Source organism: Mucilaginibacter limnophilus (genome assembly GCF_004005815.1).
In the GTDB taxonomy this organism is placed as follows: domain Bacteria; phylum Bacteroidota; class Bacteroidia; order Sphingobacteriales; family Sphingobacteriaceae; genus Mucilaginibacter; species Mucilaginibacter limnophilus.
In genome coordinates this window covers 65,605-89,566 of sequence record NZ_SACK01000002.1, presented here as the reverse complement: position 1 = coordinate 89,566, position 23,962 = coordinate 65,605, and the positions used below count along the sequence as shown (strand labels likewise).

24 protein-coding genes and 1 tRNA gene are annotated in these 23,962 nt (G+C 41.9%); 20 read left to right on the top strand and 5 right to left on the bottom strand.

Annotated features, from left to right (window positions below; translation table 11 throughout):
- Positions 1-375 precede the first annotated feature (375 nt).
- The 11 genes from EOD41_RS04725 (at position 376) to EOD41_RS04675 (ending at position 7,480) form a co-directional block, all read left to right on the top strand.
- A complete protein-coding gene (locus tag EOD41_RS04725; RefSeq protein WP_127703651.1) occupies positions 376-888 on the top strand; it encodes a hypothetical protein in 513 nt (170 codons plus the stop codon).
- Between the two features lie 78 nt (positions 889-966).
- A complete protein-coding gene (locus EOD41_RS04720; RefSeq protein ID WP_127703650.1) occupies positions 967-1,413 on the top strand; it encodes a hypothetical protein in 447 nt (148 codons plus the stop codon).
- Positions 1,414-1,448: 35 nt separating this feature from the next.
- Entirely contained in the window at positions 1,449-1,949 is a 501-nt protein-coding gene (locus EOD41_RS04715) for a hypothetical protein (protein WP_127703649.1), read from the top strand.
- Positions 1,950-2,257: 308 nt separating this feature from the next.
- A complete protein-coding gene (locus EOD41_RS04710; RefSeq protein ID WP_127703648.1) occupies positions 2,258-2,740 on the top strand; it encodes a hypothetical protein in 483 nt (160 codons plus the stop codon).
- 19 nt (positions 2,741-2,759) lie between these two features.
- Positions 2,760-2,981, top strand: a complete 222-nt coding sequence (locus EOD41_RS04705; protein WP_127703647.1) for a hypothetical protein — start codon at positions 2,760-2,762, stop codon at positions 2,979-2,981.
- 94 nt (positions 2,982-3,075) lie between these two features.
- A complete protein-coding gene (locus EOD41_RS04700) occupies positions 3,076-3,876 on the top strand; it encodes a hypothetical protein (protein WP_127703646.1) in 801 nt (266 codons plus the stop codon).
- A gap of 54 nt (positions 3,877-3,930) precedes the next feature.
- Entirely contained in the window at positions 3,931-4,209 is a 279-nt protein-coding gene (locus EOD41_RS04695) for a hypothetical protein (RefSeq protein WP_127703645.1), read from the top strand.
- Positions 4,187-4,690 (top strand): hypothetical protein, encoded by a 504-nt coding sequence (locus EOD41_RS04690; RefSeq protein ID WP_127703644.1) that lies wholly within the window; start codon positions 4,187-4,189, stop codon positions 4,688-4,690. Before EOD41_RS04695 ends, EOD41_RS04690 begins: the two co-directional genes overlap by 23 nt.
- 70 nt (positions 4,691-4,760) lie before the next feature.
- Positions 4,761-5,726 carry a Shedu anti-phage system protein SduA domain-containing protein gene (locus EOD41_RS04685; protein ID WP_127703643.1) on the top strand — a complete coding sequence of 322 codons (966 nt, stop codon included), beginning with the start codon at positions 4,761-4,763 and terminating at the stop codon, positions 5,724-5,726.
- A gap of 627 nt (positions 5,727-6,353) precedes the next feature.
- Positions 6,354-6,608, top strand: coding sequence for a hypothetical protein (locus tag EOD41_RS04680; protein ID WP_127703642.1), 255 nt, complete (start codon positions 6,354-6,356; stop codon positions 6,606-6,608).
- A gap of 101 nt (positions 6,609-6,709) precedes the next feature.
- Positions 6,710-7,480, top strand: coding sequence for an Eco47II family restriction endonuclease (locus tag EOD41_RS04675; protein ID WP_127703641.1), 771 nt, complete (start codon positions 6,710-6,712; stop codon positions 7,478-7,480).
- Between the two features lies 1 nt (position 7,481).
- On the opposite strand, the gene dcm is transcribed toward EOD41_RS04675, so the two are convergent.
- Positions 7,482-8,738 carry a DNA (cytosine-5-)-methyltransferase gene (gene dcm / locus EOD41_RS04670; protein ID WP_127703640.1) on the bottom strand — a complete coding sequence of 419 codons (1,257 nt, stop codon included), beginning with the start codon at positions 8,736-8,738 and terminating at the stop codon, positions 7,482-7,484.
- A gap of 96 nt (positions 8,739-8,834) precedes the next feature.
- On the opposite strand from dcm, the gene EOD41_RS04665 reads away from it, so the two are divergent.
- Together EOD41_RS04665 and EOD41_RS04660 are read left to right on the top strand one after the other, a co-directional pair.
- The gene (locus tag EOD41_RS04665; RefSeq protein ID WP_127703639.1) at positions 8,835-9,305 is read left to right on the top strand and encodes a very short patch repair endonuclease; all 471 of its coding nucleotides are present in this window, start codon (positions 8,835-8,837) and stop codon (positions 9,303-9,305) included.
- A 239-nt stretch (positions 9,306-9,544) separates the two neighbouring features.
- Positions 9,545-11,314 carry an ATP-dependent nuclease gene (locus EOD41_RS04660; RefSeq protein ID WP_127703638.1) on the top strand — a complete coding sequence of 590 codons (1,770 nt, stop codon included), beginning with the start codon at positions 9,545-9,547 and terminating at the stop codon, positions 11,312-11,314.
- Positions 11,315-11,637: 323 nt separating this feature from the next.
- Here EOD41_RS04660 and EOD41_RS04655 read toward each other — a convergent pair whose 3' ends face one another.
- Both EOD41_RS04655 and EOD41_RS04650 read right to left on the bottom strand, forming a co-directional pair.
- On the bottom strand, positions 11,638-12,852 hold the full coding sequence (locus EOD41_RS04655) for a tyrosine-type recombinase/integrase (RefSeq protein ID WP_127703637.1): 1,215 nt from the start codon (positions 12,850-12,852) through the stop codon (positions 11,638-11,640).
- 89 nt (positions 12,853-12,941) lie between these two features.
- Positions 12,942-13,015: transfer RNA gene (locus tag EOD41_RS04650), tRNA-Ala, on the bottom strand.
- Between the two features lie 637 nt (positions 13,016-13,652).
- Between EOD41_RS04650 and EOD41_RS04645 the strand changes: the two genes are divergently transcribed.
- Positions 13,653-14,177: a DinB family protein gene (locus EOD41_RS04645; protein ID WP_127703636.1), complete on the top strand. Its 525-nt coding sequence runs from the start codon at positions 13,653-13,655 to the stop codon at positions 14,175-14,177.
- A 103-nt stretch (positions 14,178-14,280) separates the two neighbouring features.
- On the opposite strand, the gene EOD41_RS04640 is transcribed toward EOD41_RS04645, so the two are convergent.
- The gene (locus tag EOD41_RS04640) at positions 14,281-15,801 is read right to left on the bottom strand and encodes a Do family serine endopeptidase (protein ID WP_127703635.1); all 1,521 of its coding nucleotides are present in this window, start codon (positions 15,799-15,801) and stop codon (positions 14,281-14,283) included.
- Positions 15,802-15,996: 195 nt separating this feature from the next.
- Here EOD41_RS04640 and dapF point away from each other — a divergent pair, with 195 nt between their 5' ends.
- Together dapF and EOD41_RS04630 are read left to right on the top strand one after the other, a co-directional pair.
- Positions 15,997-16,782 (top strand): diaminopimelate epimerase, encoded by a 786-nt coding sequence (gene dapF, locus EOD41_RS04635; RefSeq protein ID WP_127703634.1) that lies wholly within the window; start codon positions 15,997-15,999, stop codon positions 16,780-16,782.
- 63 nt (positions 16,783-16,845) lie between these two features.
- The gene (locus tag EOD41_RS04630) at positions 16,846-17,358 is read left to right on the top strand and encodes an O-acetyl-ADP-ribose deacetylase (protein WP_127703633.1); all 513 of its coding nucleotides are present in this window, start codon (positions 16,846-16,848) and stop codon (positions 17,356-17,358) included.
- Here EOD41_RS04630 and EOD41_RS04625 read toward each other — a convergent pair whose 3' ends face one another.
- Entirely contained in the window at positions 17,359-19,176 is a 1,818-nt protein-coding gene (locus EOD41_RS04625) for a serine hydrolase domain-containing protein (protein WP_127703632.1), read from the bottom strand.
- A 129-nt stretch (positions 19,177-19,305) separates the two neighbouring features.
- Here EOD41_RS04625 and mutL point away from each other — a divergent pair, with 129 nt between their 5' ends.
- The 4 genes from mutL to EOD41_RS04605 are packed head-to-tail and all read left to right on the top strand — an operon-like array spanning position 19,306 to position 23,910.
- Entirely contained in the window at positions 19,306-21,171 is a 1,866-nt protein-coding gene (gene mutL, locus EOD41_RS04620) for a DNA mismatch repair endonuclease MutL (protein WP_127703631.1), read from the top strand.
- 28 nt (positions 21,172-21,199) lie between these two features.
- Entirely contained in the window at positions 21,200-21,925 is a 726-nt protein-coding gene (locus EOD41_RS04615) for a rhomboid family intramembrane serine protease (RefSeq protein ID WP_127703630.1), read from the top strand.
- Positions 21,926-21,959: 34 nt separating this feature from the next.
- Positions 21,960-22,814: a rhomboid family protein gene (locus EOD41_RS04610; RefSeq protein ID WP_127703629.1), complete on the top strand. Its 855-nt coding sequence runs from the start codon at positions 21,960-21,962 to the stop codon at positions 22,812-22,814.
- Positions 22,804-23,910 (top strand): endonuclease/exonuclease/phosphatase family protein, encoded by a 1,107-nt coding sequence (locus tag EOD41_RS04605; protein ID WP_127703628.1) that lies wholly within the window; start codon positions 22,804-22,806, stop codon positions 23,908-23,910. The genes EOD41_RS04610 and EOD41_RS04605 overlap by 11 nt, the downstream gene beginning before the upstream one ends.
- The last annotated feature ends 52 nt before the right edge of the window (positions 23,911-23,962 follow it).

Here is a 23,962-nt window from a genome sequence, read left to right as displayed (position 1 = left end):
CACCTTGTTTCTAAAGGTTTTTTGTTGACTAATTTTGCTTTTTGCTTGCAGTTAGCGGAACCCATCACCCTAGCATCAATTCCGCCCCCACCTTTAAATCCACAGGATTCACATATATATACAAATCCGGTTTTCAAATCCGTGTGAGAGAAGCGACCACAGCACTCGCTCTGCTTTATCCCCTCCCGTTCTCTCGATAGGAAAACAGAATTATATCCTGTTAAGCGCACTCATAGGCTGTCTCCCGCGCTTGTTTTTCCGACTGATGGCAATAGTGCCCGAAGCCAACCAAACTCAAACAAGGAATAGTGCCCAACACCCTGCAATCTTTAAACGCAAAACTTTCTAACCACCAATCCCAATACCTATTCAATCATGAAAGAAATCAACAGTCCAACTGAAGGCATTAGCGAAGCTATGCCCATTCCGCAAGAACGAAAACGTAAACCATACCGTGAACAACCTCGCTGGAGAGTAGCCCAGTTACGTACCGACCATAAATTACAAAAGATGCAGAATGAATGTGTCGAAGCAGCATACCATAGGGTACTTCAAACCGTAAAGCAGCTCATCATGAAGCACGGCGGTGATATCATCTATGAACGTAATCACAAGTTCAACCCTGAATCATACACAGGCATGCACAGTTTTACCAGCAGTACCTTTTATTGGCGGCTGGATTGTGAGCTTAATTACAACTACGAAGTCTACTTTGCTTTCCATAACTGCCCTTTTGAAGAAACTGTTCGGGTAATGATGCTGCCTTTTCCACTTGACCGCACAACTCACGAACACCAGTTTCCGCAAGGTTATGATATCTTTTACCAAACCGTACTTGAGGTTCAAGACCCGATTTTCATCGCAACATTAGAAGCGAAAGCAGGATAACTGCAAACTCTACAATCAATCAAAGCTTGGTGCAGTAGCACCAGGCTTTTCTTATTTATTAACCTTTTTATTTCCATTATGCAAACTACAGACAAACACAAACCAAGCATCGAAGATGCAAACTTGGCCGTAAGCAGTGCTTACGAGGTCATTATTGCAGAGGTCAAAGCTTTGCTTCCGCAATTCCCATCCGAGCAATTACGCACTTATGTTGAGCGAATAGACGACAGTACAAGTACATTCTTTAGTCCTATGGTCTTAATCAGCGTTGGTAACCTGATTGATGAACGGATAATCTCATTTGCAAAGAACCCGGAGATTAAGTCTTATGTGGGCTTGTACCTTGATACCGCCATCACACGCTGCATTTATAAGCATACAGGCATCCAGGCTACGGAAATCAACATTGAAGACAGGCTTGAAGAATACACCTACCAGTACAGCAAATTTGAGGATGCCTTAAAGCATACGACTACACTGGACAACTACAAGAAAGACATCGTTCACCCAATGCAGGAGGCTTAACCTCCTGCTTTTTCACCGTTTCATCAAACTACGTTATGAAATCCCAAACAAACCATGACTTACCAGTCTTAGCTTTTAATGCTGAAGTGCGAAAGGTTTATTTCAAGCTACTTAAGGAGGCCAAAGCACTATTGGCACCCATTGAAGCAGAACCGCTACGTTACTCACTCATTCGCGAGGACAAGCAATTAGACAACAAAGGCTATATCATTCATGAGTTTCTCAGTCCATTGCTCTATCTCAGGCTGGAATCATATTCTGACGGCAAACTTGGCATTCACTATGGCTTTGAACTTATGCCAACACTCGGTGAGTACTACTACATTCCCAATACCTTCATCCGCAGCATTTATAAGCATACAATGGCTGATGCCACGCCCATAAACATTGAGGATTGCATCCGTACAGACTATGTGCTGACCGAGTGTTCTGCATTCTACGAGCATATCGAGGAACAGGGTTGCAAGCACCACTACTTTGCACTCATACCTTATAAGCCCAGGGCGGTAAAAAGAAAGTTGAGGAAGGTAGCATAACATCTGCCCAATACTGTTTAAATTTGCTTGTTAACCAACAAAGGAGGAAACAGCAACATACAGTAATACTCATTATTATATATAATTAAGATTTAAGCGTTTAGCTTTTGTTCTTGCACCCCGAAATCTGGCGATCTCTACAATGCAACAAGAACAGACAAGTCAAACGCCCATGCGCAAGCGTGGGCTGTGACCGTCTGTTGCATTGGGCTCCGCCAGAGCCTCGGGTGTGTGGACTAAGTTACAGTTCCACGCTTCCGTATTTTAACCCACCGATGAAGGACTGCTTCGGTACTTTAAACTTTATCATGTTTACTCAATACAGGCAGATCTTACTGCTACTATGTTTACTAGTCCTTTGTGCAGCGTGCAATCGGCAAAGCGGCACCTATATCGTATATAATGTTACTCCCTTTGACCCTGCTGTTACCTGGATGCCCGCAGGTTACAATGACAGCATCAGCAATGAATTGAAAAACACTTATTCCGGTAAAAGACTTGACCTTGAATATACAGACAAGTATGTCAAACTAAAGAGCTCAGCCAGCGGGAAAGATTTGGTGATGACCAAAGTTGACAACCCGGAATTAGGTGTGTGCTACTTCGAACAACATACAGAAGGCCCGGTTACTACGAATTTGACTTTACGCCATCACAAAGAAAACCTGGTGTTGATTATTAGTAAAAGCGTCCAACAGCCTAAACCGCCTGGTTACCCTAAAAGCCCTTTTGACTTCAGCTGGAAGCCTACTCTTACTGGCCTTGTCATATGTTACCTTAACAAAGAATAACCTAACCTACTTAATCACTATGCAACTCTACGAAGACTTATCTAAAGGCCAAAAGCGCCTTGTTTGGGTCGGCTTTGCCGCTTACTTAGCCTGGATGTTCTTATTTCATGGATGGGACAACATCATTGACCGATTCATCAAGCCCATAACCAACAACGACTGGATTGACTTAGGTATCATGTTCCTGCTTTACTGGCTTATCGTATTCGCTATTTTATGGGTAGCGGAAGGGTTTGATTAGAACAGCGCCACACATTAAAAGCCCACCAAGGTCAGTTCGCAGCAACCAACATCACCAAATAACAACTTAATACATACAACAACAGATTATCACAATGAAAAGATCAATTCTACTGGCTTTTGCAGCCTTAACCCTATTCTCATGTTCAAAGAGCAGCTCTACTAACGAAGAGCCGAAGCCGGAAGAACCAACTGTTCTGCTTACTAAAATCATCAACAATACCACTGGCGATACATACTACGGCAAGCCAATCATGGAGTTCACCTATAATGGCAAGCAGCTCACCAAATCCACCATATACCATTACTCTATAACACCCGATGTTGAGACCAACATCTTTGTTTATGATGGCAGAGGTATCCTGACAGGCACCACGATTTCTCACACTAGGTCTAACACCTACGACTATGCCAAATCAACAGTTACTCTTAGTGGCAGCAACGTTGGCAACATCAAGTTTTACAAGTCAGGCAACGTATTAGGTGCCGAGCATACGCTTACATACAGTAATGGCAACCTGACTAAGTGGTTCAATCCTAATGAGGTTGAGATCAACTATCAATATGACGCAAACGGTAACAACACCAAGCAGGATGCAACCGAATACAGCAATGGAAACGCAACGAACTACAAATACACCATAACCAATAAAAGCTTTGATGATAAGAAGAACCTTACTAACGCCTTGCCTTACTGGATATACTTCCGTGCTTACTTGCAGGAGCATGGCTTAAGTTACACACCTGGTGCGCATAACCCGGTTAGCTTCAATGATGATGGTTCTGAAAAAGTTTACAGCTATACTTACAACAGTTACGGCTATCCTGCTTCCATGACCATTAGTGGTTCAGGAGATACAGAATCATATACCTATGAATATACAGAGGTAAATTAACCAGCTTAGCTTTTATAGCCTGTCTGATGAAGGCAGGCTATTTTTCTTGCCACCATGAAATACAATCCTATCACACAGCAACTCTTTACAAACACAGGCGCATTTCTCAAGGAGTTATATTGTCCGCTTGCCAAAACATGGGAGCAGTTGGAACCTACATCCAATGCACAGGCAAAGTTGTGTAGCACATGCAATCAGGCTGTTTACGACACTGCAAAACTAAGTGATACCAAAGTACAAGCAATGCTACAAAATGCTACTGAAACCTGCTTAAAAGTGGATTTGAACCAAGAAAACCTAACAATCACACATGAAACTTACAGAAGAAAATAACACCGACAACAGCATTCGGGTGGTCAAAACAGCGCGGAATAAAGAGGCTATCAATGAAGCTGCTGCACAAGGTTTCTGGCCATTGGTAAAGCCTGTTATCCCGTCACCAAACATTAAAAGCAAATTTGCTGTATTGCAGGATAAGGAAACAGGTAAAATCAATGTGGTTAATGATTACCGGCAATTGCCAATAACCTTAAACATGCCAGGCAATCATCCGCCGCCAGTAGCATCGAATGCTGTTATTGATTGGACGTTCTATTATCCTTATCAGTTCGAAAGCCCATTTGCTGCTTACCTTATTCCGCATGACATTCAAGTTGGCGAAACTGTGTTTTTAGAAGACCTGATCGAAGATGTTGTCGGTATCAGTTGGAAACAGGGTGATGCTTACAGGTTGAAGAGTTGCAAGGCGGTGTGGGATGGTAGGAAGTTTGTTTTGCAGCATGAACCCTCTAAGGAAGTATGTGTGGTTGGCTAAGACTACCAACTTATCAACACCTATCATGATGACGCGGCAAATCGCTATCTTAGAATTTTAATTATCAGATATGCAAGAAGTTAAAGTTTCTCCTAAAGGTATAAAATACGTTCACAAGGTTCTACTTGACAAACCTAAGACCATCACAAGAGTCGGTTTCTGGGGAATACCGAGAAGTGAAAACACTGAAGTAACCCTCAAAATAGGCCGATATAAAAAGCCTAGTTTGATGTCGTTTGAAGACGAGTCTCTTGAATCCTTAGTGCCAAAGAGCGAACTTACTTTAACCGCAGAAGAATTTCACGCGCTAATTGACTTTCTTAAAGAAACCTATGAACCATTCAGGCAAGGCGCTAAGAAGTTTATTTCAATCGACGAAACCTTCAACGATAGACATTTAGAATGTTTAGAGGAGATCTTCTCTCATGGCAACCAACAAGAGATAGTTGATTTCTTGGTTGATCATAACGTTGTACCGGAGGAGTTTGTTATAGCGTTGAAGCAAACAGACAAGATACGAGCGGTATCACAGTATCAAGACATGCTCAATGACAGTCTTAATGAACATGAATGGCAGCGTTGGTTTGAGAAGAATAGTTGGGTGCTAGGCACTGAATTTGTAAAAATCTTAGATGAGCGAAGGATAGATAGCGCTAACATATCCGACTTTCTTATGAAAGCCTATGATGGATTTGTCGACATTGTTGAAATCAAAAGACCACAAGGTAGTTCCCAATTTTGGCATGACAAGCTCGATCACGATAATTACGTGCCTCATAACGACTTAGTAAAAGCTATAACCCAATGTTCTAATTATATATACGAGATTGAACGAGAGAGCAACAGCATAAAGTTCTTAGAGCGAGCTGACAATACTCCCCTCGTGAAACCCAGGTGCATTCTTATCTTCGGAAGGTCAAACGATTGGAACAAGAAACAAATGCAAGCCTATAGAATTTTGTGTAGTGCTTACCATAACATAACAATACTAACCTACGACCATGTACTTGCGCGGGCTCAGCGTTTGATTGAATAACATTACCATAATAAGCTACACTATCCTTCCCCGCTTTTTTGCTGCTTAGAACCGAGAAAGGATAGCTGCGCATATTACCTATCGCTTGGTAGCCCACCACCCCAGGAAGATACGTATTACGCAACTTAAATGCTATCAAAGCGCAATGCCAGATTTTGTTACGTTTAAATAAGTCTGCCGACATATCCAAACTCCACTGCACCTATGCGCACATGCCGCACATTTTTTATCCAACCCTGATATACATATACCACCCGCACATAAAATGTCCAGCCATGCCTTGGCTTACGCTTCCGCAATCTGTCACAGGCTTTGATTTAGCAAATGACGTCGCTCCATGAAACCTTTCTCTGCCTCTGGTTACATTACGCTACGCTTCATTACAACCAAAGTCAAGCGGTTTCCTTGTTTGGCTCGCCTGCTTCATCGCAAATGGCTTCACAACTGTCACAGCTTTTGTATAACCACACGCACAGCCTTTAAAAGCAAAAGCTCCGCCAGTTCTTTGTGTGAAGCATTCTCCATAGCGCACTTCGTGCTTCCTCTATGAAGACCATTTGCTCAACTCGCAGACGCCTCGCGTTTAAGAATACAAATAATTCAACAACTTTAATTAATATCTTGAACATGAACACACAATTAACTACTGTTCTACCCGGGCAGATTGTAAAGACCATCATTCCGTTACAGGATGAACGGCCTGACAAGGTTTACGTCGTTACAGACGACTTAACAGATACTGCTGTTGCTATAGTCGCTCTGAGTCAACTACAACGCAACTTAAGAAGCCCTGACTTGGCAAAAAGAGAACAAGTTCCGATTACTAACCTTACGGTCATAGGGAAAAACCTTGAAGAATATATTGCTTCTTTTAACAAATAATAACTCTTTAAGCATCCCTACTAGCATTACAACATGGTGAGGCTAATTCGGCCCTTGCGTAGTTTACTTACTATCCTCATATTAGCCATATAAAAACGTATATGGCTAATACTTACTTATCATACATAACTGATGATCATTTAAAAACCTGTATTGCTAAGTTGCATCGATCATATGTCAATGCTAAGAATAGCATTGACACTGCTAGGTTTTATGAGAACAAAATAGACTCTTTCAAGCTAACCTTTGATAGCAAGTTCAATGGCATTGATCAAGAGAGCTTGGTTAATACCGAGATGCTTAGACAAATAGACAAATCAATCAACAACTTTATCGGCTCCTTTCATGAAGATGTGCTTGGAGGGATAGATGGTTTTGAGACAGGCCGTCTCACTGGATATGATGTTAAGGCTAGCGATAACACGATGTTCGCTGAGATTAAAAACAAACATAATACCGCGAGTAGTGGCGCTCAAAGAAGTATGTTTGAGCGACTGAGGGTGTTTGCAGATAACCATAGAGCAGAGCATGCTACATGTTATTGGGTTCAGATTTTAGCCAAAGGAAGCTTTGATAGGCCTTGGGAAGCTTATTTAAACGGCACGCATTATTCCCATCCTCGTGTAAGAAAGATATCAGGCGACAGGTTTTATGCACTACTATCAGGTGTTCCAGACGCCCTTTTTCAGTTGTATAGAATTCTTCCGACAGCGATTGACGATTATCTTAGAAGTCTTGAGCAGGCAGATGTCGTACAAGAACATTCAGCGCTATCTGAAATCATAGCATCATCAGAAGCTGGCGTTCGGAGCATCCTTGACCAAATTGCTTTAGACAACTATCGATATTACAGGGGCTTTGATGAACTTTAAACTATGCTTCTGCCAATGCAATAGAGTTTTGTGATTCTTTTACTGTTTGATCGTTAAGGAAACCCACAATTGATTTACCCACAGCAAGCGCAAGGTTTACAGGTACAGCGTTTCCAATCTGCTTATATTGCGCAGACATGGAACCGGCAAACGTCCAATCATCTGGAAAGGTTTGTATCCGTGCATATTCCCTGACCGTAAACGGACGAGTTTCGTCAGGGTGGCAGCGCTCTGTTTGCTTTTGCGCTGGACTGCAAGTTAATGTCAGACATGGCTCATTCCAACTGATCCTTCTCGCCATTCCCGTTTTTCCGCCACCTAAGAAAAAGCTTTTCTGCATATACTCCTTTTGAAGGTCTAAAGGTAAATCCCGCCAATAGCCTCCTGGTGGAACCAAATCAAGTACCTTTGACTTGCTTAACGGATATTTAGTACCAAATGAATGAGGAACGTCAGTATCAAACAGACTTCCTTTCTTTAAAGCATCACGCAAAGTGTATAGTTTGTTATTCGGCTTTGGATAATGAAAATCGACCTCGACATCTTTCCTGATACCAACCAAAATGAGTCGTTCCCTCTTTTGTGGAACATTGTATTGTACAGCACGAAGCACTTGTGGCTCTAAGACCCGATATCCGAGCTCGTCTAATATAGATATCATGCCTTTTAAAGTCCGGCCATTATCATGGTTTAATAGCCCTCTTACGTTTTCCCCTATGCATATGGAAGGTTGCGTTTCTTGGACAGCTCTTGCAAACTCATAAAATAAAGTACCTCTAGCGTCTTGTAAGCCAAGTTTTTTACCTGCATAACTAAACGCTTGGCAGGGAAACCCGCCAGTCACAACATCAACCTTACCAAGTAAATGGGAGAAGGAAACGTTACGGACGTCAGCTTCTATAACATTCCAGTTAGGCCTATTCATGCGCAGTGTTTCAGCTGCCCAATGGTCTACTTCGTTTAAAGCAACACATTTAAGACCCGCTTTTTCCAGACCAATTGCCAATCCGCCTGCACCAGCAAATAACTCCAGCACTTTATATTCACGTAAGGGTGTAACCGTAGTTTGTTTGGTAATGTTCTCTATTTCGGGGTTCAGATCCTTAAATATCATAAGTTGTTCTTCATTATAAAGTCGATAGCTACTCATAGGTTGCCTTATTGCAGGAAGTTTGCCGCAACGATCCCAACGTCTAAGTGTTTCTTTGCTTACACCTATTAGTTCGGCAGCTTGGGATATTGTTAAAACAGTTTTCATATAACCATGTTATACAACCTTACACATGGTTACAAATATATAAAAGCTTAGAACTTGAATACTATGCTAATATAATTAGTTTTCCACATTCTCATAATGAAACCTTCGAACGAACCATTGATTATCAAAGTTCCTCGCTTTGAGGCTAAAAACGGGTTTTCGACTAGTGAAACACGGAGCCGTTTGATGTCGAAGATTAAAAATAAAAATACTAAACCTGAGATTGCGTTAAGAAAGGCGCTTTGGGCATTAGGTATTCGTTATCGAATACATAACAAGAAATTGCCAGGAAATCCAGACCTCGTGATGCAACGTCATAAACTAGTTGTATTTGTAGATGGAGAGTTTTGGCACGGCTATGAATGGGAAAAGAAGCGTACAAAGATTAAAGCTAACCGAGAGTTTTGGATAGCTAAGATTGAAAGAAACATGCAACGAGATATGGAAAACAACGCAAAGTTAAACCAGCTTGGTTATAAAGTACTTCGATTTTGGGAAAAAGATATCAGCAAAAACTTAACAGAAACCTTATGTAAAATTACCTCCTTTATTGATCCCAGTATATAGGAGACAATTGTCCTAGCGGTGTTCGCACGTCTACTGAGAGTTTACTAACTACATATTCACGCGAGGCTAACGACTTGGCGTTTCTTATTAGTTCCAAAACCGGTATGCTTAGGAAGCCAATACATCGATAAACTGCTTGTTAGTAAATGTTGATAGAGCTACAACGTGTGTAAAACTACTCATATACATTGTTTCCGCCTTCTCCTTATCTTTACCTCCCATATTAAACTTAAACCTAAATGGCAAAGAAACAAGTTGTAGAAGAAGTAACATTAGAATCAAAAGACCCAGCGGTACCTAGACCTAGGTTAACCAAATTGATAATTAAAAACTTCAGGTGCATTGGCTCCACCCCTGTGGAGATAGAACTAAATGACATCGTTGTTCTTGTCGGAGGCAATAATGTCGGCAAGAGCACTATTTTAAAGGCATACGAATTAGCGATGTCTCAAGGGTCTGACAAAGGGAAGCTGAGGATAGATGACTTTCCAAATAGTTTTATTGATCCCAGCAATTTGCCTGAAATAGAGATTCAGACAATCGTGTATGATAATAGCCCAGGTGAGAAGTGGATAGCAACAACAGAGTTTGGCGAACGCTTAGTGCGTGAAAAGTTTACGTGGTCTGAAGTAAACGCAAAATCTAAACGACAAGGTTGGGACGTCGAGGTTGGTGCATGGAGTGAGCAAGTGCCGTGGGGTGCCCCCAATGTTGCTAACTCAAAGAGGCCGGAACCACACAGGGTAGATGCTTTTGATGACCCGACCAAGCAAGCTGAAGAAATAAAAACTTTGTTAAAAAAGGTACTGGAAGATAAGGTCAGGCAACACAAAGGCTTTGAAGATGAAGAAAGCCAGTACCGGAAACTCATAAAGCAGGTTGAAACTCTACAGAAAGCAATCTTTGATGAAGCACAGGTTGAGATTACAAAGATCAACGATGAATTATCAAGTTTGATAAGTAAAGTATTCCCAAACTATAAGGTTGACTTCGACCCAAAGTCGGAGGAAGGTTTAGATAAAAGCATTGCATTGTTTAAAGGAGACGCTCAATTGTTAATGGGGCCAGAAGATGGTTACATGAGCTCCATTGAAAGGCAAGGAAGCGGGGCCAGAAGGACGCTTTTATGGTCGGCATTAAAGTATATATCGGAAATGAACGAGAAGCGCAATGATGATGGAACGCCTGTTCGGCCTCATGTGCTGTTATTAGATGAGCCTGAAATCTGTCTACATCCCAACGCAATCCGGGAAGCGTGTAACGTACTTTACAACCTACCTAACAATAAACATTGGCAAGTAATGGTTACCACCCATTCACCAATCTTTATCGATTTCTCAAAAGACAACACTACTATTGTTAAAGTAGAGCGAAGAACGGGGGATGGCGCTATCATAGGAACCACTGTTTTCAGACCTGACCGATTAAAGCTTAGTGACGATGACAAGCTTAATCTAAAGCTACTGAACATTTGTGACCCTTACATTGCTGAGTTCTTCTTCGGTGGTAAAACAATTATAGTAGAAGGTGATACTGAATACACTGCATTTAAATATATCATACAGCGTAAGCCTGAGGCCTATAAGGACATTCATATCATACGCGCACGTGGAAAGGCCACAATTGTGTCCCTAATGAAAATACTTAATCAGTTCGGGTCAGATTATGCTATCCTGCATGATGCCGATAGCCCTTTTAGCATTAACGGCAATGCTAACCCTGCCTGGAAGATAAACGAAAACATTCTAAACGAATTGAGTTTGAAGCCTGAAGGGATAAAGGTAAGGCTGTTGTCATCAATCACAAATTTTGAGCTCGCTTACTTTGATGAGGCAGCAAAAGGTGAAAAGCCTTACAATGCTTTACGTCAGCTAGCTGAAAATGATGCATTCTTCAACACTGTTGAACAGCTACTTCTTTGCTTGATTAAACATGATGAGGTTACGCCTAAGAATTGCCTTGAATGGACAACGATTAAGGAATTAGAAGAAGCGTGTACTGCAATATAGCTTGTAACGACTTACATACATTAGCATAACAAACGCCAGGCTTAATAGCTTGGCGTTTTGTTTAGAGTATGTGTACCTGTGATTGCCCAGCACTTACCAGTTTTCGCTTTTAAAGGCTGTAGGTGAACTTCCAAACATATTCTCTTACCAACTCAGACCTGAACTCTCAAAACGAAAAAGCAAATTCAAAGTTGGACATCTCAACATAGTGGTTACAGGTAACCATTCTTTATATTATTGCCGAACCGTGCAGTAATATGCAAAATGCAGTTGTAACACGTGGTTACATACTGCACATTGCATTCAGTTGCGTATGATGGCAGTTATATAGCGGGAATCTCCTTATCTATCTCTACAAAGTCCAGCAGATCCTTTAGGTAAGTTTCAGTTTCCGAAATGTTTGAGTGTCTATTAGCCTTACTTATCTGAGCAACAGTCCAACCTGCAAGGAACTTTCGTACGTTGGATAGATGCTTAAAACTATACATATCATAGTTCTTGTTAAGCAAGTTTAGATGCTTTAAGCACTTACGGAAGCGGTTATAAGGTGTGTTTTCTCCAATGCGCTTACCTCCAACTATGCTAAGTGTACAGCCGAACAAATAGAAATCCTCACTGTATTGATCGATCATAAGTAGTTCCAGCTCTTTCATCAAGCTAGGGTCGATCTTAACGGGTATTGGACGTTTGTTCTTCGCAATGTTTGCAGGAACAGTGATGACGCCCGTCTTGAGATTGATATGTTTTAATTGCAAATGACGCAGCTCCTTTGGTCGGATGCAAGTGTAATAAATAGTACGGCAGAACAGTAAGGCGTAAGGGTCATTTGCTTTAAGCCACGCCATGATATTGTTAAAATCTTCATCGCTGAACACCTTATGTTTTTCAGTCTTAATCTTTCTACGTGTCTCTGTATCTGTAACTGGATTTGCCGGAATGTATTTATTAGACTTGAGATACTTGAAGAAGTTGTTTAGATTGATTCTGGCATTAACGTATGTTGACCCTACCCACCCAAATGTTGCTTCCTGGTGATTGAGAAAACTAGTGACTTCATAGTCAGTTATCTTATCTACCTTCGTATCGGCACCATAATGATTAATAAAGGCGTTGACTTTCGATAGGTAAGTAGCGATCGATTTAGGTCGTGTTCCCTTGTGTTTGTGGTAGGACTGGAAAAGCGTCTTGCCTTCTGCCAAACTGATAGATATTGCTGCTCGTCTAAGTTTAGCGTTGTTTTGCTCGTCAACAGGGCTCCAGCCAGCTTCTAAAGCATCTTTATACGCCTCCAAAAGAGCATTAAAATGTTTTTGCTTGATTTGAGGGTCTTTAACGCGGTTTCCGTCATGTGTCTTCCGAAATCTCTGCATTCTACCCGTCTCTGGATTTAAATAAGAGAATTCAACATACCAGTCCGCCTTTGCTTGCTCTTTAGCTTTCGTAGAGCCTTTGGGAACTGATGTAATGGGTTTGCCCGTGTTTAGAAAGGGCTGAGTGAAGTTTTTAGACATAGCAATCGTATTGTTAATGGTTAACATATCGATTGGTAGTAATGTCGGTGTTTTGTTGGAGACAGTAGTTGTAAGTGAGCTATTATGCTCACTTACAGAGCCATTGTCTACTTCAGTGGAGAATATCGGAGTCGAACCGATGACCTCTTGCATGCCATGCAAGCGCTCTAGCCAGCTGAGCTAATCCCCCATTTGAGGTTGGCAAAAGTAACAAAAACTTATGCATTGCCAAAAAATTAAGCTTTGATATTTTAAATGATTGTTAAGTATTATAAAAAAGTAAAGCCCCTGATGGGCAGGGGCCTTTACTAACCAATTATAAACCTAAATTATGAGAAGACTATTTTAATGTGTTGTGTGATCTGTTTCAATCTTTCAACAGTGTAAAGGTAACACTAAGTTTCTTTACGTGCAAATTTTTTTTAAAAATTTTTTAAGAATAATTATTAATGTTTGTTTATATCATAACCATGTTTTCATATTGTTATGAAAATGGCAAAATTTTAGCCAACTAGGTTAAAATTGTTAATAAAACATTTAATGTATAAAAAAAATTTAAATTTCACTTGCTTTTATACCTTTAAGACGTTTGGCGCTGAAAAATGTTACTCAAAATTTCAAAAAACGTTCAGTTTTTGCAAAATCCGGTTAGTTTCAGCAAAAAACCGGTTAAAAAGCGATGAAAACGCTTAATTGATAACGCTAAATCATGTGAGCAAATTAAAACTGGCAGCAGATAAAATTTTTTTAAACGATGATTTTGCTGCTGACATAGGGCTGTCATAAGCCTGTGGTTTCTTTGAATCATAAACAAAAAACCCACAGTTATGGAAATCATCCCAATGTTATTAAAAGAGATGGATGCCGAAGCGGTAACCACTCGTAAAATGCTGTCAATTGTTCCAACCGATAAATTTGATTGGAAACCACATCCAAAAAGTATGAGCATCCGCGAACTTGCAGGGCATATTGCCGAATTACCCGGCTGGGTTACCATGGCTTTAACTACCAACGGGCTCGACTTTGCCGCTAACCCTTACCAATTGCCCGAGGTACACAATACTGAAGATATACTGGCTGAGTTTGAAAAATCATTTGCAAGCGGTCGTGCGCATTTAGAAAAGGCTACTGAAGCCGACCTGTTACCCGACTGGACATTGCGAAATGGTGATACTATATATGATGTATCGTCAAAAGCTGAAGTAATACGTACCGCGTTTTGCCAAATGGTGCATCATCGTGCGCAATTAGGGGTATTTTTACGCTTGCTGAATATACCTATACCTGGCAGCTATGGCCCAAGCGCTGATGAAATGCATTTATATGATTTTGAGAGTGCTTTTTCTCAATAATTAAGTTTACCCTATACTTAATGGATTGAACATCTAATTTAATCAAAAAAACCCGGCTAACCAAGCCGGGTTTAACTAACCACTAACCAATTAAAAAACTTATTTATTGTACCTGGAACATATTGTTAAAGCTGGTACCGTCTGGATAGTAACCGGTAATAATAAGGTTGCCATTGCGCAGATTGGTGATCGCTTTGTCAATATCAGCCACGCTATTGATAGGCTGTTTGTTAATATTAGTTATAATTGAACCAACAGGAATATCAGTTTCGTAGAACAAACGACCAGGGCGAACCTGCGTTACCACCACGCCGTTGTTGACGTTGAATTTAGCTTTTTGCTCTTTTGTTAAAGGCTGGAAGCTTGCACCCAGTTTATTGAACAGCTCTTCGGCCGATTTTGACAGGGCAGCTGTTTTAGGCGCAGTAGCTTCAGGCTTAAGTGTTATGCTGAAGTTTTTCTCAGCACCGTCACGCAATACGGTAACATTTATCTTGTCGCCCGGTTGCATACGGCCTACATGTTCTTGAAGCTGAGACGATTCGTAAACCGGCTGGCCTTCTACTTTAGTGATGATATCACCTGTGCGGATACCGGCAGCTTCGGCGCCACCGCCTTTAACCAGTTCGTTTACATATAAACCGGTTGTTTTGTTAGTACCCAGTTTTTCAGCAACATCGTTGTTCAGTTCTGTAAAGCTTACGCCGATAAAGCCGCGCTTAACACTACCATAAGTTTTAATGTCGTTCAATACTTTTTTAGCAAGATTAACCGGGATGGCGAATCCATAACCTTCGTACGAACCGGTGTGAGAAGCAATAGCCGCGTTAATACCGATTAGCTCACCTTTGGTGTTTACTAATGCACCGCCACTATTCCCAGGGTTAATAGCCGCGTCGGTTTGAATAAATGATTCAATAGCTTTATTCAGCTTCGGCCTTGATGGTTGTTGCTGAAACGGATTACTGTCGTCATCATCACCCTGGTTGCTGCCAATAATACCGATGTTACGGCCTTTGGCGCTCACAATACCAGCAGTTACTGTTGATGTAAGGTTAAAAGGGTTACCAACTGCCAATACCCACTCGCCTACTTTCACATCGTCAGAGTTACCCAATTTTACAATAGGCAGGTTATCACCTGTAATTTTAATCAGGGCAAGGTCGGTGTTTGGATCTGTACCAATTACTTTAGCCTGAAAACTGCGGTGATCGTTAAGGTTAACGGTAATCTTATCGGCCTTTTCAACAACGTGGTTGTTTGTCACGATATAACCGTCGGGGGAAATGATCACACCTGAACCTGATGCCTGCTGAGGGCCCTGAGGGCGCATACGCTGTCCGAAAAAGTCACCAAAAAAGTCATCCATCTGGCTTCGGCCGCCACTTTGCGGTGTATAAGAGGTACGTATATAAACTACAGCCGGTGTTACCGCGCCTGCAGCCTGCGTAAAATCAACCGATCCGGCCGATGATACGGTAAGAGGATTATTTGTAAAATAAACTTTTTGGCGCTCTTCAAAGCTCATATTATCAGTGTACTTCTTTTCAAACACCTTATATGTGCCTAACGCCATTGCACCGCCAACAAATGCGGTTAATAAGGTTAAACCAACTTTTTTCATACTATCTTTACTATAATTTTTAATTCTTCTCAGATATTTATATCCTGTTCAAATATAATACCATATAGACGGTAACATCAACGGGATGTTATATGGAATTTTGTTAAAATTTGTTAAACTGATTTTAACAGCTTAATGACAGATAACCGGAACTATTATGCTACTATTGAACGCTGATAATTAAATATCTATACAGTGAAACTCCATTTTTACAAATATCAGGGCGCAGGCAACGATTTTATTTTGGTTGATAACAGGCAAAATATTGTAAATCATTACGATCCACAGTTATTGGAACGCTTGTGCGACCGCCGCTTTGGTATTGGTGGTGATGGTATCATGTTTTTGCAAAGTCACCCTGAGTATGATTTTGAAATGGTGTATTACAATGCCGACGGCCAGCCCAGCAGCATGTGCGGCAACGGCGGAAGGTGCATTGTGGCTTTCGCGAAATTTTTAGGTGTGATCAACACCGAAACCGAATTTTTGGCAGTCGATGGTTCGCATTATGCCAGAATTTCAGAAGAAGGCGATTGGGTAAGCCTGCAAATGATAGATGTGGATACTATTAGCAGGGATGCTGAGGCTTATGTATTGAACACCGGCTCACCGCATTATGTAACTTTTGCTGATAACTTGAAGGAAAAGGATGTGTATGCCGAAGGATATGCCATTCGCAATAATGACACTTACCGGGCTGAAGGCATTAACATCAATTTTGTTGAATCCAACGGCAACGGCTATTTTGTACGCACCTTTGAACGTGGTGTAGAGGATGAAACCTTTGCATGCGGAACAGGTGTAACCGCCGTAGCGCTCGCCATGGCCAAACATAACGGGCAAACCGGGCACATTACCACTCCTGTTAAAGTATTGGGCGGTAACCTGAACATCCTTTTTAACTACGACGGGGAAAAGTTCACCGATATCTTTCTGGAAGGACCGGCTATGCAGGTTTTTGAGGGTGATATAATGATTTAACCTGATTTCTTGATAAACCGACCGGCCTTAACAAACATTCGCCAAATTGATTGTTAACAATGTATGATATCAAGACATATCACACTAAAACGAGGCGATATTACCAAGCTTGAGGTAGATGCCATTGTTAATGCCGCAAACACCAGTTTGTTAGGCGGCGGCGGGGTCGACGGCGCTATCCACCGTGCAGGCGGAAAAGCGATATTGGAAGAGTGCCTCAAAATTGGCGGCTGCAAAACCGGCGAAGCGGTAATTACTACCGGCGGAAACCTTCCTGCCAAATATGTGATACACGCCGTTGGGCCGGTTTGGAGCCTAAAAAACGCAGAAAATGCCGATACCCTGTTAGCCGGAGCATACCTTAACAGTTTAAAAGTAGCCATTGATAACGGTATAACATCTATTGCCTTCCCGAATATTAGTACCGGCATTTACGGTTTTCCTAAAGAAAGGGCGGCCGAAATTGCGCTTGATACCGTTCTCGATTACAACCCACCGCACAGCACCATTAAAGAAGTTATATTCATTTGTTTTGACGACGAAAACTACCGCATTTATAACGAAATGCTGAAATAACTACAACCCTTTCTCAATAGCCTTATACACCACATCCTGAATCCGCGGGCGAATACGCAAGCTTGATAATTTCTCGGTTACCTTAGGATGCACACGATTTGACAAAAAGATATAAACCAGATTATATTTTGGGTCGACCCATACGCAGGTGCCGGTATAGCCGGTGTGACCATAGGTTTGGTCGGAAGCCAGTTCAGATGGGTAATGTCTTGATGTTAGCGGATCCCAGCGGTCGAAACCTAAACCGCGGCGGCTTACATTTGATTGCTTTACGGTGAAACTATCAATAGTAGCTGCCTGCAAATATTGTTTGTCGCCATAAGTGCCTTTGTTAAGCAGCATCTGGAAAAGTATGGCCAGATCATTAGCGCTGGCAAACAATCCTGCATGGCCAGATACACCTCCGGCAAGCGCCGCCCCCTGGTCGTGCACAAAACCACGCAATAAAGTATGCCTGAAGTAAGTATCATTTTCGGTAGGAACGATTTGATCAACCGTAAACCGGTTCCGCGGTAAAAAGCCTGCGGTTTGCATGCCCAGCTTATCGTAAAAGTTCTGCTGCATGTATAGGTTAAGCGGCTCGGCAGTTACCGATTCAATTATCTCTTTCATAAAATACATGCTCAGGTCGCTGTACTCATATTTCCCGCGCACATTTAAGTGGCTCTTCAACATAACAGGCAGCATAAAATCTTTATAAAAACCTGCACGTACATAATAGCCATCGGACACTTTTGTAGGGTACGCGGCTGATGAATCTGCGCTGTGATCAGCAGGCTTTATCATGTCATGAAACGGGATATACGGAACCAGTCCGGCCTGGTGCAGCATCAACTCACGAACAGTAATAGTGGTTTTATTGGTATTTTGCGCTACAGAAAGGTAGCTTCCCATGGTTGAATCAAGGCTCAGCTTTCCTTCTTCAACCAGTTTCATCGCCTCAATTGTAGTAGCGCTTATCTTGGTAACCGATGCCAGGTCGAAAATGTCGCTTACCTTCTCGGGAGCTTCGGCTTCATACGTATGGTAGCCATAGGCTTTGTTAAATATTACTTTACCATCTTTGGCTACAAGTACCACACAACCGGGTGTAGCATGCTGACGTATCGCCTCGGCGGCAATGTCGTCAATCTCTGTTAAGTTTTTAGAGTTGATACCTGCGGCTTCCGGAATAGTGTACTGAAGGCGTGTTTTTATGGTTGAAAACCCTGTGTTCACTGCATACTTGGCCGAAAACGTACGCGGCAGGTTTTGTGTAAGTGCAACACCGCCAAAAATGGCCTGCGCCGCAACAGATGCGGTTACGGTAGTTACTTTTTCCGTCCACAGTATCGGGCCGGTATGGTCATTCAGCGTGGCCAGTGCATTGCCGTTACCAAACACCGCAAGTACTACTTTTTTTAACTGCTGGTTGGCACGGATAAACTCGGTTATCTTTTGATTTTTCAGATCAACATCGGTTACCTGTATAACCAGCGTGTTGTAGAATTTAAGATCCTGCGTTAACGCGGCAATATTTTTCGGACCGAGATAATCAACGCCTTTAAACTGCGTCACCCTCGTATATTTATTTAACAAACTATCGAATACCGCCGAATAGGTGTTTGAAAAATTTATACTGGCCACTTTTAGCTCCTCAAGGTTTTGCAGCGGTATCATTCTGCTTTCGTTATTCAGTAATACAGTCGACTGCATGGCAAGCCGTTCTTCATCCAGATAAGCTATTGCTGCAGCAGGTGGGTTTTGCGCGCAGGCCGAATTAAAAAGGGTAAAAAAGAACAAGAAAGGTGTAAGCAGATGTAGCGTATGTTTTTGCATATGTAATAACTAACGTTATTTTTTGTTATTCGGATACCTTTGTGTTAACATTTATTACAAGCGGTAAATCAAAACTTGTGCCTGCAAATAGTTAATTTTGCAGCGCCGACAAAATAGCAAATTTAATCAATGCCCGATATTATACAGCTTTTACCCGATTCAGTTGCCAACCAAATTGCCGCAGGCGAAGTGGTGCAGCGCCCTGCATCTGCGGTTAAAGAGCTTATAGAAAATTCTATTGATTCGGGCGCCGATAAAATACAGCTGATACTGAAGGATGCGGGAAAATCACTTATCCAGGTGATTGACAACGGCTGCGGCATGAGCATTACCGACGCCCGCATGAGCTTTGAACGACATGCGACATCTAAAATCCGCAAGGCGGACGACCTGTTCGCTATACGTACCATGGGTTTTCGCGGTGAGGCGCTTGCATCAATAGCGGCCATAGCGCAGGTTGAACTGAAAACCCGCCGCCATGAAGATGAACTGGGTACATGTATCATTATAGAAGGTTCGGAAGTTATAAGCCAGGAGCCATGTTTGGCAAGTACAGGTACATCTTTAAGCATTAAAAATCTTTTTTATAATACACCCGCCCGCCGCAACTTTTTAAAAAGTAACCCGGTGGAAATGCGTCATATTATCGACGAGTTTCAGCGGGTGGCGCTGGCTAACCCACAGGTATTTTTAACCTTGCACCATGATGGGCAGGAAGTATATCATCTACCTGCTTCGGGTTTGAAACAGCGCATTGTTCACCTGCTGGGGTCTAATTATAACCAGCGATTGGTTCCGGTTGAGGAAGATACTACCATTATAAAACTTCATGGCTTTGTAGGTAAGCCCGAATTTGCCCGCAAAACCCGTGGCGAACAATTTTTCTTTGTAAATAACCGCTTTATCCGCGACGCATATCTTAATCATGCTGTGTTAACAGCGTTTGAAGAGCTGTTACCTGACGAAAGCTTTCCGCTTTATGTGCTGTTTATTGACATTGACCCGGCAAAGATTGATATCAACGTACATCCAACAAAAACCGAGATTAAATACCAAGATGAAAAGGCTATTTATGCCATCATCCGCTCGGCTGTGAAACGTGCGCTGGGTAAGTACAATATCACCCCTACTATTGATTTCGATCAGGAAAACAGCATCGGGCATTTGATTACCGAAAAACCGCTGAGCGAAATTGTGCCGCCAACCATAACGGTTAACCCTAACTTCAACCCATTTGCCAGCGAAAGAAAGCCCGACCGTGAAATTCCGTTTTTACGTGACAGTGGCGGCAGCAGCGGTTATCGGGCGGCGCCGGTACCACAAAATTGGGAAACACTGTACGAGATAAGCAAACGCGACACCGTGGTGCAACATGAAATGCACGAAGAGAAAAGCATTACTGTTAACGAGCAGGATATTAACAAAAGCAGCGAGCGCCAATTATTCCAGGTTCATAATAAGTTCATCCTGTCTCAAATAAAATCGGGTTTTATGTTGATAAACCAGCAGGCTGCGCACGAGCGTATTTTGTATGAGCGTTTTTTACAGCAGTTGGAAAACCATTCGGGTATGAGCCAGCAAAGTTTGTTCCCACAGTCGGTTACACTAAACAGCAGCGATTTTGAGTTATTAAAAGAATTACTGCCGGATATTAAGGCACTTGGGTTTGACATACGTGAGTTTGGGCGCAACACGGTAGTGGTTGAAGGCATACCCGCCGAACTGAGCCAGGCCAGTGAGCACGAACTGCTTGAACATCTGCTAGAAGGGTTTAAAAACAACCAAGCCATTTTAAAGTTAAACAAACGTGATAGCCTTGCCCGCTCGCTGGCGCGAAACGCGGCCATTAAAGCCTGCACAAAGCTGTCACTGGATGAAATGAACCTGCTTATTGACCAGCTTTTTGCCTGCCAGATGCCAAACGTGGCGCTTAACGGCAAGCCGGTGATCAGTACATTTACCATGAACGAGATACTTGAACGATTTGAAAAATAAACCGTATAAGGTTTAATACATAGCCAAAATGCAATCACCTTTCGCAAACATGCCGCCGGTTGTAAAAAACCTGCTTATCATTAATGTTATTTTTTACATAGCTGTACGGGCTTTGCCAAGCCTTCCGTTGGTAGCATGGTTCTCAGCTTTTTATTTGGATTCACAGCATTTTAAAGCCTGGCAACCGTTAACTTATCTGTTTATGCACGATCCGGCAAACATACTGCATATCGTGTTCAACATGTTCGCTTTAGTCATGTTTGGCTCTATAGTTGAGCAATCACTTGGCTTTAAGCGCTTTGTTGAATTTTATTTTATTACAGGCATAGGTGCGCTGGCGCTTTATATGGCTGTTCAGGCTTTTGAAGTACATGGAATTTTAGGAGCATTTACGCTTCCCGGCGGCAAGTTTGGCTCGTCACTCACCGATGCCGATTTAGCGAATATTAACCCGGTTGCTTTAAAAAAGGTATTTGATATTTACAGGACACCTATACTGGGTGCTTCGGGCGCAATATTTGGCATTCTGGTAGCTTTTGCGTACCTGTTTCCGAATATAGAATTAATGATCATGTTCATCCCTGTCCCGGTAAAAGCTAAATACATTGTGCCTATATATATCGTGTTAGAGCTTTTTCTGGGGGTTAAACAATATGCAGGCGACTCGGTAGCGCATTTTGCACACCTTGGCGGGGCGCTGTTTGGCTTTATCCTTTTAAAAATATGGGGTTATAAAAGTTACGGCAACTTTTAGTTAAGATAATCGTTTATAACTGAAACGGCTCATCATGACACTCTGGCAAAATATTACCTATAAAATGCTGCATACCCGTAGTAAATTATTCCTGCTTATAGGTATAAATGTTGCTGTGTTTTTGCTGATAAATGTACCGGCCACGTTTGAACTGTGGTTCTTAAAAACCGGATATATAACCTCATTCTCTACAGAATACCTTGCATTACCTGCAAGTTTTGAAAAGCTAGCTACCCGTTTCTGGACACCCATTACCTATATGTTTATGCATGCCGATGTGTTTCACATTCTGTTTAACATGTTATGGCTTTATTGGATGGGGCAGATTTTTGAAGAGTATTTGGGTACTAAACGCACTTTAGGTTTGTACATTTTAGGCGGATTAAGCGGCGCACTATTCTTCTTACTCGCAATGAATTTTATACCCGGGCTAACAAACCCGGATGCCATAATTGTTGGCGCTTCGGCCGGTGTTATGGCTATTATTATCGCTACAGCTACCTTGCTGCCCAATTACACCATCCATTTGTTTTTATTCGGGCCGGTAAAATTAAAATGGCTTGCCATCTTTTATGTGCTTATTGATTTTTTAAGCACTGCAGGCAGTAACGCCGGTGGTAGCATTGCTCACCTTGGTGGGGCATTGCTGGGCTTTATCTATATTAAACGCCTGCAAAGCGGCAGCGACTGGATTGGCAGTATCAACAAGATGTTTACTCCCCAGCCAAAAATGAAAGTAGTTGTTAAAAATCCTGAAAAAAATACATCTGCAAAACCAAAACAGGAAGAAATAGATCGTATCTTAGATAAGATATCGCTCTCGGGATACGACAACCTTACCCGACAGGAAAAAGAGATACTATTTCGCGCCAGCAAAGATGAGGGCTAAACCAAAAAAAATCAATTTTTTAGAACGCTTCCTGTTGTGGACAAACTACTTGCTTTGCGCCGCTTTGCTTATCAGCTATCTGGCACCTGTTGTTAATCCTGAAAAATTTTGGCCGCTTGCTTTTTTCGGACTCGCTTATCCGCCTATTTTGTTACTAAACATGCTGGCCATATTGTATTGGGTACTGCGCCGTAAAATTTACTTTTTTTTATCATTGGTAACTATACTGGCAGGGTACCATGTGCTGTTCAATAATATCGGGTTCAGGTTTTCAAGCAGTAAAGCCAATCCCGAAGCTATCAGGATAATGACCTATAATGCCCATAGCTTTAAGCCATACGGGTATAATAACGATATAGCTACTAAGCAGCAAATGCTGCAGCTGGTTGACGATCAGCAGCCCGACATTATCAGTTTCCAGGAGTTTTTTACCAAAAAACGCGGTGAGTATGCCCTGCTCGACAGCATGAAAAAGATCATGAAAAGCAGCTACTATTATTTTAAGCCTTTTCATTCAAGCAGCGCCGAAGAAATTGGCATGGCGATATTTTCAAAATTTCCTATTGAAAATACCGGGCTGATAAAACTTACCGACCATATAAGCGATAACCAGTGCCTTTTTGTGGATGTTAAGCGTAACGGTAAGCTATTCAGGATATATAACGTACACCTGCAATCGATACGTTTTGGGCCGGAAGATTATAAATATCTTGATACGGTATCGCAAAAAGGAAAAACTAACTACGCTTCAAGTCGTCGGTTGGGAAGTAAATTAAAACAAGCATTTATACGTCGCAGCAGGCAGGTATTTATGATCAAGCAACACGCGTCTTCGTGTCCTCATCCGTATATCATTAACGGAGATTTTAATGATACGCCGTCGTCATTCGCGGTTAATACCATGGCTAAAGGAATAAAGAACGCATTCAGGGAAAAGGGTGCCGGTTTAGGCCGCACTTATAACGGCAACTTTCCTAATTATCAAATAGACTATATTATGGCTAGTAACGATTTTGATTTCGTGAATTACCGTATCATCGAAAAAAAACTGTCCGACCATTATCCGCTGTACAGCGAGGTAGTGCTGCACCAATAAATGAACCCAATTATCAGCCTTATATAAAAAGCGATCCTTCCGGCAAAAGAAT